Here is a 13,228-nt window from a genome sequence, read left to right on the forward strand (position 1 = left end):
AGCTTTCGCGATGCGCGAACCAGCAGTTGCCAGTCCGCAACCACCCAAAATCCCCTACCCCCCACTCCGCTTCCGCACCTCATCCAGCGCCACCCGCAACCGCTCCACCGCATCCTCGCCATCGGGCCGCTCCACGCTCTCCAGCCGCTGCATCTCCTCCACCTCCTTCTCATGCGCCCTGAACAGCAGCGCCTGGATCATGTGCGGATGCCCCCGCCTGATCTTCCGGCTCTTGACCGCCCCTTCCCCGTCCAGCACGATCTCCTCATCCTCCGTGCCGAACAGCGCCTGCCGCAGCATCAGCGCCCGCAATTCCTCATGCCCGATGCTCAGCGCCTGCTTCCACGCCCGCGCAAATGCCGGATCGCGCCGCTTCAGATAATAGACGGTCGACAAGTTCCGCCCGACGACCCGCGCCGCCTCGCTGACGTTGCAGGTCAGCGCCAGCGTCTCCAGGAACTTCTGCCGCAGCGCCGGCGTCCAGCCATTCCGGCGGACCGCGCGCATCTGCGGCGCGACGCCCAACGCCCCCTGCGGCCCATTCTCCAGCGCCAGCACCCGCTCGGGCGCATCGGCCCGCCCGCCGAACCGGCTCCTCTTCCCTTCTCCGTCCGCCACAGCCAATCCCCCGCATGCAAAGCAAAGGGGCCGGCCCTGACGAGGACCAGCCCTTCACCGCCTCATCGGCGACTCACATTTTCCCAATGTCGACCTATGTGCCAGAACAGCGTGACGATGTCAACAAAAATGTTCCATATGGGTTAAAAACTCCTCCCGGTTCACCGCCCCGCATCGTCCCCGCCGGCCACGCTGCGCGTATAGTCTATCCTGATCCGAACCCAGCTTCCGACCATCACCTTGCCATTCACCCGCGGCGGCAGCACCAGAAATTGCCACGCCGCCAGCCGAACCGCCTTGGCAAAGCCGGACCCCATGGGCGATTCCCCCAGCGCCTGGCAGTTCTCGACATGGTAATGATCCACCGTCTTGCACGCGACCAGACCCCAGCCGCTTGTCGGCGCATCGGCGGGCAGATAGCCGGCCAGTTCCGCATGGCTCGGCCGCCGGTACCATTCCGCATCGAACAATTGCACGCCCCCCGGCCCCTCGCCCGGCCCCGCCGCCGCCGCGCTGTTGCCCTGCCCCGTCGCGCCGTCGGCCGCGCCCTTCTTCGCCATCTTGCCGATGTCGGCGGACGCCATCTGCTGGCTGTCCAGCACCAGGAACGGCAGCGGCGAGGGCTGCTGCTCGGTCGGCTTCACCACGGGACGGTCGCGCCTGACCACCGGCTGCTGCACCTGCCGCCGCGCCGATTTCTCCTGCTTCTTCTTCTCGCTCTTCTCGGCCTTGCTCTGCGCCTTCTCCGCCTTGGGCGCGGGCGCCATCTCGAACGTCACCGGATTGCGCAGGTCGGGCAGCCGGATCACCGGATCGGGCGCCAGCGTCAGCAACGCCAGCAGCAGCGCGTTGAACAGCAGCGCCAGCAGCAATCCGCCGCCGCGCTCGCGCCATTGGGAGGGAAGGGATAAGGTCAAATTCACTCGGATGCGCCGGGCCGGACTCATAAGGGGTCATGCCCAGACGCCGCCGCGCCGTCAACGCCGTGGCGTCAACAGATATCCTCCTCCCGGACGACAGGACGGCTTTCCCGGGTCGCCCGCATCCGGCTGGCCTTGTCGTCCGGGTCCGACGTCAGCACGACATGATCCTCATGCACCTCCAGCAGCACGCCGGCAAAGGGCATGCCCTCCAGACTGCCCGTCACCCGGTAGCTGACCGAATCCCCGACCTTGAACGTCGCGGGATCGGTATTGAACTCAAAGGGACAGGCGCCCTCTCCCATGCCAAGCATATGCGTCTCCTACACGGCAAAGCTAGCGTGGCGACGCCGCACCGATCAAGACCCCTGTCGCTTCCATCACAAGGGCGTTACAGGCCGGCCATGGACATACGCCTCGCCCGCCCGTCGGACCTCCCCCGTCTCCACCCGATCATAGAGCGCGCCTATCGCGGCGACACCGCCCGGCAAAGCTGGGCCATAGAGACCGCCCCGCCCGCCACCCCCCGCACCAGCATCGCGGCGCTGGAGGCGATCCTCGCCGACCCCGCCGAACGCCTGCTGGTCGCGCCAGACCCGGACGACGCCCCCATCGGCTGCGTCCAGATCTCCGACCGGGGCGACGGCCGCGCCTGTCTCGGCCTGCTCTGCGTCGATCCCGCGCTCCAGTCGGGGGGCCTCGGCCACCGCCTCATCGCCGCCGCCGAACAGCTCGCCGCGACCGCCTTCGGTACCCGGCGGATGGAAATGACCGTCATCTCCACCCACGACAATCTCATCCGATATTATCGAAGACGCGGCTACCGACCGACGGGAGAGACGCGCCCCTATCCCGTACCGCTCGATCCGCCGCAGCAGATGGTCGTCCTGGCAAAAGCACTGGCGGCCCGAAAGCAGTTGGGCTAGGGCCTCAACCCGATGCTCACCAAGCTCTACCAATGGACGCTGGCGAAAGCCGCCCACGCCCACGCCGAACGCTGGCTCTTCGCCATCAGCTTCATGGAAAGCAGCTTCTTCCCCATCCCGCCGCACCCGCTGCTGGGCCTGATGTGCCTCGCCCGCCCGGAACGCGCGATCCGCTTCGGGCTGATCTGCACCATCGCCTCGGTGCTGGGCGGGCTGTTCGGCTATGCCATCGGCCATTTCCTCTATGAAACGGTGGGGCAGCAGATATTGCACGCCCTCGGCCTCGCCGCGAAATTCCCCGTCGCCGCCTGCTATTTGCGCGATTACGGGGCGGAGATCATCCTGATCAAGGGCGCGACGCCGATCCCGTTCAAGCTCATCACCATCACGGCGGGCTTCATCGGCCTCTCCCTCTTCACCTTCCTCTGGGCGAGCGTCCTCAGCCGCGCCTTCCAGTTCATGCTGGTGGGTTTCCTGTTCTGGAAGTTCGGCCGCCCGATCAAGGCGTTCATCGAGAAATATCTCGGCCTGCTCTCCGCCGCCTTCCTGGTGCTGCTGGTCGGCGGCTTCATCGCGGCCTCCGCCCTGTCCGGCGGCGGGGACAAGAGCGACAAGTGCAGCCACGCCACCATGGCCACGCTGCACTGATCCGCACCGGCATGAAGGACATTCCGGCCCGCTTCCCGAAGCTCACCGCCCTGCTCGCCGGATTCGCGGCGGCCACCGGCTTCGAACCGCTGAAGCTCTGGCCTGTCACCCTGGCCTGCTTCGCGCTCCTCATCCTCCTGATCGAACAGGCTCCCGACCGCCGCAGCGCTTTCCTGCGCGGCTGGCTGTTCGGCGTCGGCCATTTCACCCTCGGCCTCAACTGGATCGCCCACGCCTTCACCTTTCAGGACGCGATGCCCCACTGGTTCGGCTATGGCGCGGTGGTCCTCCTGTCCCTCTACCTCGCCGTCTATCCCGGCCTGGCCACGCTGGCGGCGCGGTGGCTGTACCATCTACAGAACAACGTGTTCCTGCGAAGGCACTGGAACGAGACAAGCGACTCGCGACAGCCCAGTCCCGCCGTCAGAACTGGACTCCTGCCTCCGCAGGAGCACGCCACACTTCCTTTCACCCTCCTCTTCGCCGCCTGCTGGCTGGCCTCGGAATATCTCCGCGCCACCGTCTTCACCGGCTTCGCCTGGAACCCGCTGGGCGTCACCCTCCTCCCCACCGGCATGGCGATCGCCTCCACCCTGATCGGCACCTACGGCCTCGGCGCGCTCGCCATACTGGCGTCGGGCGCGCTCCTCCTCGCCCTCCGCCGCCAGTTCCGCCCCGCCGCCGCCCTCATTACACCCCTCATCGCCCTGACCCTGTGGGGCAATCTCTCCCCCGCCCCGCCCACTCCCACAGGCGCCCCCAAAATCCGCGTGGTCCAGCCCAATATTGGCCAGGACGAAAAATATTCTCCCGAACTCGAACAGGCCCATTTCCAGACCCTCGCCGCCCTCTCCGGCACGCGGCGCCCGGCCCCGCGCCTGATCTTCTGGCCCGAAGCCGCCATCCCCGCCTATCTCGACATGGAGCCCGACTGGCGCGCCCGCCTCGCTGCATTGCTGGGCCCCGGCGACCTCCTCATGACCGGCGCGACCAAGGTCTATTTCAAACAGGTTGGGAAAGAAGGCGTCCCGGAAAACGCGCTGGCCGGCGCGAACAACAGCCTGTTCGTCGTGAACGCACAGGCCCGCCTGCTCGGCCGCTACGACAAGTCCCATCTCGTCCCCTATGGCGAATATCTGCCGATGCGCCAGATTCTCCAGCCGCTCGGCCTGTCCCGCCTCGTCCCCGGCGCCGTCGACTTCTGGCCCGGCCCCGGCCCGCAAAGCCTGGCCCTGCCCGCCACGCTGGGCCGCCCGCCGCTCAGGATGGGCGTGCAGATCTGCTACGAGATCATCTTCTCCGGCCAGGTTGTGGACGAAGCCAACCGCCCCGACTTCCTGTTCAACCCCTCCAACGACGCCTGGTTCGGCAGTTGGGGCCCGGTCCAGCATCTGGCGCAGGCCCGCCTCCGCGCGCTGGAGGAGGGCATCCCCATCATCCGCTCCACCCCCACCGGAATCTCCGCGGTGGTCGACGCCCGCGGCCATATCCTCGGCAGCATCGGCCACCACCGCGCCGGTTTTCTCGACACCGCGCTCCCCCCCGCGCTGCCGCCGACGATCTTCGCGCGATTCGGCAATCTTCTCCCCTTCGCCTTTGCAGCGCTGCTCGTCCTCGCCTGCATCCCACTTGCCCGGTTGCGCGGCAGCCGCTAAGGCATCCACTGCACATAAAGATTTCTTTATACGCAGACACAGCATCAGACTGGAGCAACCATGCGTTCGAACTACCTCTTCACCTCGGAATCCGTTTCCGAAGGCCATCCCGACAAGGTCGCGGACCAGATTTCCGACGCCATCGTCGACCTCTTCCTGTCGAAGGACTCCGAAGCCCGCATCGCCTGCGAGACGCTGACCACGACGCAGCTCGTCGTCCTCGCCGGGGAAATCCGCTGCAAAGGCGTCTATGAAAATGGCGAATGGGCGCCGGGCGCGCAGGAAGAGATCGAACGCACCGTCCGCGACACGGTAAAGCGCATCGGCTACGAACAGGACGGCTTCCACTGGGAAACTTTCCGCTTCGAAAACAACCTCCACGCCCAGTCGGCGCACATCGCGCAGGGCGTCGACGCCGCCGGGAACAAGGATGAAGGCGCGGGCGACCAGGGCATCATGTTCGGCTTCGCCTGCGACGAAACGCCCGACCTCATGCCCGCCACGCTGGACTACAGCCACAAGATCCTGGCGAAGATGGCCGCAGACCGCCACAGCGGCCGCGCCCCCTTCCTGGAGCCGGACGCGAAGAGCCAGGTGACGCTGCGCTTCGAAAACGGCAAGCCCGCCGCCGCCACCGCCATCGTCGTCTCGACCCAGCACGCGCCGGGCTATGACGCGGGCGAAAAGGAAGCCGAACTCAAAAATTACGTGAAGGGCGTCGTCGCGGAAATCCTGCCCGGCGAACTGCTCTCGGACGAGACCGTCTATCACATCAACCCGACCGGCAGCTTCGAAATCGGCGGCCCGGACGGCGACGCCGGCCTTACCGGCCGCAAGATCATCGTCGACACCTATGGCGGCGCCTCGCCCCATGGCGGCGGCGCGTTCAGCGGCAAGGACCCGACCAAGGTCGACCGCTCGGCCGCCTATATCACCCGCTATCTCGCCAAGAACATCGTCGCCGCCGGCCTCGCCCGCCGCTGCACGATCCAGCTCGCCTACGCCATCGGCGTTTCCGAACCGCTGTCGCTCTATGTCGACACCCACGGCACCGGGACGGTCGGGGACGACAGGATCGAACAGGCGATCAAGAACATCAAGGAACTGGGCGGCCTCACCCCGCGCGGCATCCGCACCCATCTCGGCCTCAACAAGCCGATCTACCAGCCCTCGGCCGCCTATGGCCATTTCGGACGCAAGGCGGAGGGCGACTTCTTCCCCTGGGAACGCACCGACCTGGTGGAAAAGCTCAAGGCCGCCCTTTAAGGCGCGCTGGGATTCCGTTCAGGGCAAGGCGAAAAAAAGCTCGAAGCGCAGTTCGGCAGGTAAGCGCCGGAAGCGCGGAAAGCCGCCATTTGCAGCCGCCATGGGCTGAATCCCACACACCCGATCCGGGTCGGGAAAGCAAATCGCATCAGGGGTTGCCGGTCGCCCGGCAGCCCCTTTTCCATGGCCCCTTACCCTTCCTTAACCATGCTCCGCCTAGCGCCGGATGGATCAAGGAGACATGGTTTGGCCTCTTCCCTCTCTTACGGCACCCACGGCGCCGAAGCCGCGTGGACAGCCCTCAACCGCAGCCAGGCGGTGATCGAATTCGCGCTGGACGGCACGATCCTGACGGCCAACGCCAATTTCCTGGCCCTGATGGGCTATGGGCTGGAAGAGATTGCGGGCAAGCACCACCGGATCTTCTGCACGCCGGACCATGCCGCATCCCAGGAATATGCCGATTTCTGGCAGAAGCTGGGTTCCGGCGCCTTCGACGCCGGCGCCTATGAGCGCCGCGACCGCAACGGCCGCGAAATCTGGTTGCAGGCCACCTATAATCCCGTCTTCGAAGCCGACGGCACATTGCGCAAGGTCGTGAAGATCGCCACCGACATCACCCGCCAGGTCCGGCAGGAACGGGAGGCGCGTCATCGCCTGGCCGACAGCCATCGCCTCCAGCACGATCTGGAGCGACAGAAGAATGCGCTGGAAAAGACGATGACCCAATTGGCCGACATCGTCTCGACCATCCGCGGCATCGCCGCCCAGACCAACATGCTCGCCCTCAACGCCCGGATAGAGGCGGCCCGCGCCGGGGAGGCCGGCCGCGGCTTCGCCGTCGTCGCGGGCGAGGTCAAGAAACTGGCCGACGACACCCGCATCGCCACCGAACGCGCCGCGGCCATGATGCAGCAGGAACGGATCGGCCTGACGGACCGGCAATCGGCGGCCTGACAGGCCCCCCGCATGGCGGCAACATGACGAAAAGTTCATTGGCATGCCGCCCGCAAAACGCCCATAAGCAGGGCGTCGGACCCGCACCCCTGTCGGGTCCGGCAACCTCTTTCCAAGGGGAATGCGATGACCAGGCCACTGACTTCCGCCCTCCTCGGCCTAGCCCTCATGACCGGCAGCGTAGCCCCAGCGTTGGCCGCGCCATGCAAGGACGCCAAGGGCAAGTTCGTCAAATGTCCGCCCAAGCCGGTCGCCAAGAAGGGACCGTGCAAGGACGCCAAGGGCCGCTTCGCCAAGTGCAAATGACCTGACGGGTTCGCATCGGCCCTGACCCATCGCCTCCCAAAGGAACAAGCCCGACGCCGCCCACGGCGTCGGGCCTGAGCCTCCTGTCCCCGGCATCATCTCCTCAACAACGGGGACAGGAGGCGCCCCATGACGCTTCCCTCCTTACCATCCCCTTCCCGCATTTTTCGATCCGGCAGGTGATTTCACTCGCACCGAAAATGCTCTATCCGCCCGCGCATGACAGCGCATAAATCCGGCGATCCCACCACGCTCAACCGCCTCTACGGCCGCCAGTCCGGGCACAAGCTCCGCAAGGGGCAACAGGAACTGGTCGATTCCCTGCTGCCCGCCCTCTCCGTGCCTGAGGAAGGGGATGTCACCGCCGCGGGCCTGTTCGGCTACGACCGTCCCCTGCATTTCGAAATCGGCTTCGGCGGCGGCGAACATCTCGCCTATCGCGCCGACCTGCTGCCCGATCACGGCTTCATCGGCTGCGAACCGTTCCTGAACGGCGTCGTCACCGCGCTCGGCCATATCCGCGACAGGGCGCTGGGCAATGTCCGCCTCCACATGGGCGACGCCCTCTCCGTGCTCAGCCGGATTCCGGACGGCTCGCTCAGCTTCGTCTATCTGCTCCACCCCGACCCCTGGCCCAAGGCCCGCCACGCCAAGCGCCGCATGATGAACCCCGGCCCGGTCGCGATGATCGCGCGCAAGCTGAAGCCGGGCGGCGAATTCCGCTTCGGCACGGACCATCCCGTCTATCTGCGCTGGGCGCTGATGGTGATGAACGGCCATCCCGATTTCGAATGGCTGGCGGGCTCTCCCACGGATTTCCAGCGCCGCCCCGGCGGCTGGCCCGAAACCCGCTACGAAGCGAAAGCGCGCAGCCTGGGCCATGAAGTCTGGTACTTCCGCTACCGCCGCCACTGATCGCCGCCCCGGCCCTCTCCAAAAAGAAACCCCGCCGGAGCAAGCTCCACGGCGGGGCCAAGGTTCAGGGAGGTGTCACTCCAAGGGGGAAGAGTGACCACATCAATCTAGGGCTCCCATCCGGCAATTCAAGGGCTTGCCGGCCCTCCTTTCCCCGCGACACGCCATCGTCCCCGCAATCGCCACATCTTCATTGACCGTTCAGCGCCCCTCCATCAATCTCACGGCCAGATCGCAACGCCGTGAAAGACCGACAGGTGCCGAAGCCATATTGGGCGTTTCTTCTTCCGACGCTCCTGTTTCCCGCCCCCCTCGTCACCGCCGCCCACGCCGAAACCTATTATGTCGATTCCCGCCAGGGCGACGACAATGCGGACGGCACGGCCGGCAACCGGGCCTGGCGCTCGCTTGCGCGGGTCAATGGCTGGCCGCTCCGGCCCGGCGACCGTGTCCTGCTGGCCGCCGGATCGGTCTGGCGGGAACCGCTGACGATCGCCCGCTCGGGCAGGGCGGGATCGCCCATCACGGTCGGCGCGACCGGCTCCGGCCCGCGCCCGCGCATCGATGCGGGCGGCGTTTCGGAATATGCCGTCGGCGTGATCGACGCCGATCACGTCACGATCAGCGGGCTGGAAGTCACCAACGCCGCCCCCTCGCCGGCCCCGCGCATCGGCATATTGGTGCGCGCCGAAAACCGGGGGGTGACGCGGGGCATCCGCATCAGCGACAATTATGTCCACGATGTCCGCGGCACCAACGACCGCAAGGACAATGGCGGCATCCTGTTCCGCGCCACCGGCCGGCAGGTCGCCACCCGCTTCCAGGACCTGGCGATCGAGCGGAACATCCTGTGGCGCGTCGACCGCTCCGGCATCGCCGGGATCAGCGACCGGGTGTCCTTCCTCGACTGGTTCCCCAGCAGGAAGGTGGTGATCCGCGACAATTATCTGGAGGACATCGGCGGCGACGGCATCGTCCCCCGCGGCACGGACGGCGCCCTGATCGAACATAATATCGTCCTCCACGCCGGCAGCCGCGCGCCCGGCTACAATGCCGGCATCTGGCAGTGGAGCACCGACAACAGCCTGATCCAGCTCAACGAGGCGGCCCATACCCGCACCCGCTATGATGGCCAGGGCTTCGATTCCGACTTCAACTCGCGCCGGACGACCTTCCTCTACAATTACAGCCACGACAATGCCGGCGGCTTCCTGCTGATCTGCTCGCCCCGCCGCAACGACAAGGACAATCTGGGCAATCGCGGCACGCTGGCGCGCTTCAACGTCAGCCGCAACGACGGCGCCCGCATCTTCCAGCTTTCCGGCAATGTGTCGGACGCTCGGATCGAAAGGAACGTCATCCATGTCGGCCCGGCGATGGACGTGCAGATGATCGTCGCCACCGAATGGCAGGGCTGGGCGCGCGGAGTCCGCTTCGCGCGCAATGTCTTCAAGGTGGCGGGCACCGCCCGCTACGGCAGCGAGAGCGGGCGCAGCGGCCCCGACTATCTGATCCGGGCCGGCTTCGCCCCGGCCGAATCGATCCGCTTCCGGCGGAACAGCTATTTCGGCAGCCATATCGACCTGCCGGACGATGGCGCCGGCCAGACCATCCAGCCCTATCAGGAAATCGCGTCGGACTGGGACGTGCCCAGGTTCGACCCCGCCAGCCCCGACGCTTTCCCCGAATTCATCGACCGCCACCGGAACTGGATGCTGGCGATGCTGGGGCGCGAACTGGGAACCCCCGTCCGGCTCCGGCAACCACGGGCCAGTTCCGCCTTCGAAACCCGCCGCTGAGCCGATCCCCCTCCGCCAAAGGCAAAGGAGCCCCGCCCCTTGCGAAGGAAGGCGGGGCTTCAGTTGGGTCGCACACAGGCCAATGCCTGCGGACGGCAATAGGACATAGTTCCGCCGGGAAGTCGATTGCGATAATCTAGACCTGGATCAAGCGCATGGAGGGTCATGACGGCGGAAAAAGGCAACGGCGCGCCGGGTCCGGCCCGCCGCGCCGTCATCGCCGCGTCCCTCGCGCCCCTCCCCCCGGACGGGCCCGGACCGCTCGCTCAGTTCGCCTTGCTCAGATCCACCTTCTCGACCCATTCGGGATAGAAGGTCGGCTCCCGGTTCGACCATCCGACCGCCGTCGCCGCCGCTTCGCTGATCGACTGGAGCAGCGCCCGGCGCTTTTCGGGGTGGAGGTGCGGCAGGCTGGCCGCCGCGCAGAAGGCCCCCGGCAGCCATGGCCGCGATCCCGCACCCAACAGCCGCTCGTACAGGAAGCGATAGGCGGAAAAGCTGCACAACCGGTCCTGCCCCAGGTCGAAGGCGGAAACCGTCACCAGCGGCGCCATGAAGGGCTCCATCTGGTCCAGGCCGCTGTCATCGGGCACCCGCGCCTTGATCTCCTCCAGCCGCCCGTAGATCCGCGCCTGCGCGCGAATGCTGGCTTCCTCCACCATGTCGCGCGACCACAGCTTCATGGCGTCGCGCCGATGAAGTCCGATGTCCAGCGATCTTCGGATGTAACGCTGCGTGGCGGCCGGGAAACTGGCGAATTCACGCAACTCCGCCAGGGTAATCGCCCCGTCCGCAGGTCTTGCACTCGTGCCCATGCTTTTGCCCTCCGACTTCAAGTCGTAAGCAGAACATGCGCCCCCGATGGTTACTGCAAGCTTAAGCGCCGGTTCTGCCGACAGACACAGGGAATCATTTTTCCTTGTGCAGCGCAACATGTAATTTTTATGAATGCGCCCAATCGAGTAGCATCAGCCGGTTCGCCGCCCAGCCGCCGCCGGCATTGTCCGGCGGCAGCCGCTTTCCTCCAAACGGGCTTCATTCCTGCGAGGCGCTCGAATGCGGCGAATGGCTCATGCGCGCACAACCAAGCTGCCCGATAATCCGCCAGGGCGGAGGCCCGGCTCCCGATCCCTGCAAGCAGGACAGGCCGATCGGCAAGGGCAACCCAAACCCGGCCGCCGCCATGGAGCGCCGCGTTAAACCGGATGCAGGGCGCGCGCTCGAATTTTCCGCTGTCGCATCGTTTTCAGCCGCATCCTTTTCAGCGCAAAACACCCACCCACGACCGGCTCAGGACAGGCGTTTCTGCGCGATGCCCTACCCGGCCCTGCGCTCCAACACCGCGCCGATCATGCTGCGCCAAACGGCCACGTCGCCCGCCTGCGCCATTTGCGCATCGGGCTCCCGCAGCGTGTGCAGGATCGCATAGGCATCGTCGACATGGTCCTGCCAACTGGCATCGACTGCGCTCGCCGCATGCGGATCGTTGCCCTCGCCGTTCAGGCTGAGCTGGCGCCCGGCCAGCACGCGGGCAATGCGTTCGATCACGGGAGTGGCGGAAGTCGGCATATGAAGTGGCTCCTCTCACCTGCGGAGGGCAACGCGCGGCTGCCCTCCCGACCGATCATATCACGATTTCCCCTATCGTCTATCGCCCGTCCTTCCGATCCTCGCCGTCCGGCCGATCCCTGCCTTCCGGAAAACCGGAAGACGGCACCGGATCGCCATGATCGCCCGGCGCGGTCGCCGATGGCGGATCGGACGCATCCATGCTGTCCATCAATCCCTCGTCCAGCTTCTCCTCCGTCGTCACCGCATGGTCCTGCGCGTCGGTAGGCCGCCTGTCGTCGGCTTCCTCGCGGCTGTTGGGCCGAATATCGGTCTTGTCGCTCATCATGCTCTCCTTTTTTGGCGCGCCGGCGCCTCGAACCATGAAACGGACGGCGGCAACGGCGGGTTCCGCCCGCCGCCCCTATCGACCAACGCATGGAACCCTTCGACCAGCTTCGCCGCCAAGGGGCGACAGACGCCGCGCCTTGTCCTAGACTTTCGCCCATGAGCATAAAAAACGAGGACGGCGAGCCTGGCGTGCCGCCGACGGTCGCACTGTATTCGATATTGGGTTTCTGGTTCTTCTACGCGGTGCTGGTGACGCTGCGCGCCTCCGTCATGGGGTTCGAGGCGCAGGGGGCCATGGCCGCGCGCCGCGCGGTGGTGACGGTGATCGGCATCGTCGTCACCTGGGTCCTCTATCTCTGCCTGCGCCGCTTCGACCGCCAGCCGCTGACGACGCGCATCGTCGCCGCCTTCTCGCTCGCCGCGCCCTTCGCGCTGGCGACGGCGGCGGCCAATTTCTACGTCTTCAACATCTACGACCCGGCCTCACTGTTTCCTGACGCCGATTATCAGAAATATGCGAGCGAACAGGGCTTCGCCCTGATGCAGATCGTGGAGGACGCGATCAGCCGCTATTTCTTCCTCGCCGCCTGGGCCGGCCTGTACCTCGCCCTCTCCTACGCCAGCGAGGCGCATCGCGTCGAACGCCGCGCCGACCGGCTGGAACGCGCCGCCCAGCAGGCCGAACTGCGCTCCCTGCGCTATCAGGTGAACCCCCATTTCCTGTTCAACACGCTGAACTCGCTCTCTTCGCTGGTCATGAAGGACCGGCGCGACGAGGCGGAACAGATGATCCTCTCCCTCTCCAATTTCTACCGCACCAGCCTGACCGGCGACCCGCTGGAGGACGTCTCGCTGGAGGAGGAAGTGCATCTCCAGAAACTCTATCTGGACATCGAAGCGGTGCGCTTCCCGGATCGCCTGTTGACCAGCATCCGCATCCCGGACACCCTGCTCAATGCCTGCGTTCCCGGCCTGATCCTGCAACCGCTGGTGGAAAATGCGATCAAATATGGCGTGTCGCGCACCTCCAGCCCGGTGACCATCGCCATCGAAGCGCGGGAGGAGGAGGGCATGCTCCACATCAGCGTCACCGACAATGGCGACAAGCCGCCCAGCGAAGCGGACGCGGGCAGCGGCATCGGCCTCGCCAATGTGCGCGACCGCCTGACCGCCCGCTTCGGCGAACAGGGCCGGATCGACTATGGCCCGCGCCCCGGCGGCGGCTTCGCGGTGGACCTCACCCTCCCCATCATCCGCCGGAGCTAGGCCGTATCGACATTCAACTTGAAAATATAAGCGACGTCATGCTGAACTTGCTT

15 protein-coding genes are annotated in these 13,228 nt (G+C 66.2%); 9 read left to right on the forward strand and 6 right to left on the reverse strand.

Annotated features, from left to right (window positions below; translation table 11 throughout):
* Positions 1 to 54 precede the first annotated feature (54 nt).
* From EWH10_RS00510 to EWH10_RS00520, 3 genes are all read right to left on the reverse strand, one after another.
* On the reverse strand, positions 55 to 618 hold the full coding sequence (locus EWH10_RS00510) for a hypothetical protein (RefSeq protein ID WP_044663186.1): 564 nt from the start codon (positions 616 to 618) through the stop codon (positions 55 to 57).
* Positions 619 to 779: 161 nt separating this feature from the next.
* Positions 780 to 1,565 carry a hypothetical protein gene (locus EWH10_RS00515; RefSeq protein WP_170825667.1) on the reverse strand — a complete coding sequence of 262 codons (786 nt, stop codon included), beginning with the start codon at positions 1,563 to 1,565 and terminating at the stop codon, positions 780 to 782.
* A gap of 44 nt (positions 1,566 to 1,609) precedes the next feature.
* Complete coding sequence (locus EWH10_RS00520) at positions 1,610 to 1,852, reverse strand: reeler domain-containing protein (RefSeq protein ID WP_025551538.1); 243 nt, start codon at positions 1,850 to 1,852, stop codon at positions 1,610 to 1,612.
* 90 nt (positions 1,853 to 1,942) lie between these two features.
* On the opposite strand from EWH10_RS00520, the gene EWH10_RS00525 reads away from it, so the two are divergent.
* From EWH10_RS00525 to EWH10_RS00560, 8 genes are all read left to right on the forward strand, one after another.
* On the forward strand, positions 1,943 to 2,464 hold the full coding sequence (locus EWH10_RS00525; protein ID WP_044662605.1) for a GNAT family N-acetyltransferase: 522 nt from the start codon (positions 1,943 to 1,945) through the stop codon (positions 2,462 to 2,464).
* Positions 2,465 to 2,476: 12 nt separating this feature from the next.
* Positions 2,477 to 3,112, forward strand: a complete 636-nt coding sequence (locus EWH10_RS00530) for a YqaA family protein (RefSeq protein WP_044662606.1) — start codon at positions 2,477 to 2,479, stop codon at positions 3,110 to 3,112.
* A gap of 11 nt (positions 3,113 to 3,123) precedes the next feature.
* On the forward strand, positions 3,124 to 4,767 hold the full coding sequence (gene lnt, locus EWH10_RS00535; protein WP_130029831.1) for an apolipoprotein N-acyltransferase: 1,644 nt from the start codon (positions 3,124 to 3,126) through the stop codon (positions 4,765 to 4,767).
* Positions 4,768 to 4,827: 60 nt separating this feature from the next.
* Positions 4,828 to 6,033: a methionine adenosyltransferase gene (gene metK / locus EWH10_RS00540; RefSeq protein ID WP_044662607.1), complete on the forward strand. Its 1,206-nt coding sequence runs from the start codon at positions 4,828 to 4,830 to the stop codon at positions 6,031 to 6,033.
* 246 nt (positions 6,034 to 6,279) lie between these two features.
* A complete protein-coding gene (locus EWH10_RS00545; protein WP_044662608.1) occupies positions 6,280 to 6,990 on the forward strand; it encodes a methyl-accepting chemotaxis protein in 711 nt (236 codons plus the stop codon).
* 126 nt (positions 6,991 to 7,116) lie between these two features.
* Positions 7,117 to 7,296, forward strand: a complete 180-nt coding sequence (locus EWH10_RS00550; protein ID WP_025551528.1) for a hypothetical protein — start codon at positions 7,117 to 7,119, stop codon at positions 7,294 to 7,296.
* Positions 7,297 to 7,515: 219 nt separating this feature from the next.
* Positions 7,516 to 8,211, forward strand: coding sequence for a tRNA (guanine(46)-N(7))-methyltransferase TrmB (trmB, locus tag EWH10_RS00555; protein WP_044662609.1), 696 nt, complete (start codon positions 7,516 to 7,518; stop codon positions 8,209 to 8,211).
* A 257-nt stretch (positions 8,212 to 8,468) separates the two neighbouring features.
* Positions 8,469 to 10,010: a right-handed parallel beta-helix repeat-containing protein gene (locus tag EWH10_RS00560; protein ID WP_229742426.1), complete on the forward strand. Its 1,542-nt coding sequence runs from the start codon at positions 8,469 to 8,471 to the stop codon at positions 10,008 to 10,010.
* A 266-nt stretch (positions 10,011 to 10,276) separates the two neighbouring features.
* Here EWH10_RS00560 and EWH10_RS00565 read toward each other — a convergent pair whose 3' ends face one another.
* The 3 genes from EWH10_RS00565 to EWH10_RS00575 all read right to left on the reverse strand — a co-directional run bounded on the left by EWH10_RS00565 (position 10,277) and on the right by EWH10_RS00575 (position 11,904).
* Positions 10,277 to 10,825, reverse strand: a complete 549-nt coding sequence (locus EWH10_RS00565; protein ID WP_025551523.1) for a hypothetical protein — start codon at positions 10,823 to 10,825, stop codon at positions 10,277 to 10,279.
* Positions 10,826 to 11,327: 502 nt separating this feature from the next.
* Positions 11,328 to 11,579 (reverse strand): hypothetical protein, encoded by a 252-nt coding sequence (locus EWH10_RS00570; RefSeq protein ID WP_044662611.1) that lies wholly within the window; start codon positions 11,577 to 11,579, stop codon positions 11,328 to 11,330.
* Between the two features lie 79 nt (positions 11,580 to 11,658).
* Entirely contained in the window at positions 11,659 to 11,904 is a 246-nt protein-coding gene (locus tag EWH10_RS00575) for a hypothetical protein (protein WP_229742423.1), read from the reverse strand.
* A gap of 161 nt (positions 11,905 to 12,065) precedes the next feature.
* Here EWH10_RS00575 and EWH10_RS00580 point away from each other — a divergent pair, with 161 nt between their 5' ends.
* Positions 12,066 to 13,175, forward strand: coding sequence for a sensor histidine kinase (locus EWH10_RS00580; protein WP_130029750.1), 1,110 nt, complete (start codon positions 12,066 to 12,068; stop codon positions 13,173 to 13,175).
* The last annotated feature ends 53 nt before the right edge of the window (positions 13,176 to 13,228 follow it).

It is taken from the genome of Sphingobium fuliginis, assembly GCF_004152845.1.
GTDB classification, from domain to species: Bacteria; Pseudomonadota; Alphaproteobacteria; order Sphingomonadales; family Sphingomonadaceae; genus Sphingobium; species Sphingobium fuliginis.

Excerpts from the sequence above, each read along its gene's own strand:
- EWH10_RS00515 (WP_170825667.1), bottom strand. The coding sequence starts at position 1,565 with ATGAGTCCGGCCCGGCGCATCCGAGTGAATTTGACCTTATCCCTTCCC.
- EWH10_RS00520 (WP_025551538.1), bottom strand. The coding sequence starts at position 1,852 with ATGCTTGGCATGGGAGAGGGCGCCTGTCCCTTTGAGTTCAATACCGAT.
- EWH10_RS00525 (WP_044662605.1), top strand. The coding sequence starts at position 1,943 with ATGGACATACGCCTCGCCCGCCCGTCGGACCTCCCCCGTCTCCACCCG.
- EWH10_RS00530 (WP_044662606.1), top strand. The coding sequence starts at position 2,477 with ATGCTCACCAAGCTCTACCAATGGACGCTGGCGAAAGCCGCCCACGCC.
- lnt (WP_130029831.1), top strand. The coding sequence starts at position 3,124 with ATGAAGGACATTCCGGCCCGCTTCCCGAAGCTCACCGCCCTGCTCGCC.
- metK (WP_044662607.1), top strand. The coding sequence starts at position 4,828 with ATGCGTTCGAACTACCTCTTCACCTCGGAATCCGTTTCCGAAGGCCAT.
- EWH10_RS00550 (WP_025551528.1), top strand. The coding sequence starts at position 7,117 with ATGACCAGGCCACTGACTTCCGCCCTCCTCGGCCTAGCCCTCATGACC.
- trmB (WP_044662609.1), top strand. The coding sequence starts at position 7,516 with ATGACAGCGCATAAATCCGGCGATCCCACCACGCTCAACCGCCTCTAC.
- EWH10_RS00565 (WP_025551523.1), bottom strand. The coding sequence starts at position 10,825 with ATGGGCACGAGTGCAAGACCTGCGGACGGGGCGATTACCCTGGCGGAG.
- EWH10_RS00570 (WP_044662611.1), bottom strand. The coding sequence starts at position 11,579 with ATGCCGACTTCCGCCACTCCCGTGATCGAACGCATTGCCCGCGTGCTG.
- EWH10_RS00575 (WP_229742423.1), bottom strand. The coding sequence starts at position 11,904 with ATGAGCGACAAGACCGATATTCGGCCCAACAGCCGCGAGGAAGCCGAC.
- EWH10_RS00580 (WP_130029750.1), top strand. The coding sequence starts at position 12,066 with ATGAGCATAAAAAACGAGGACGGCGAGCCTGGCGTGCCGCCGACGGTC.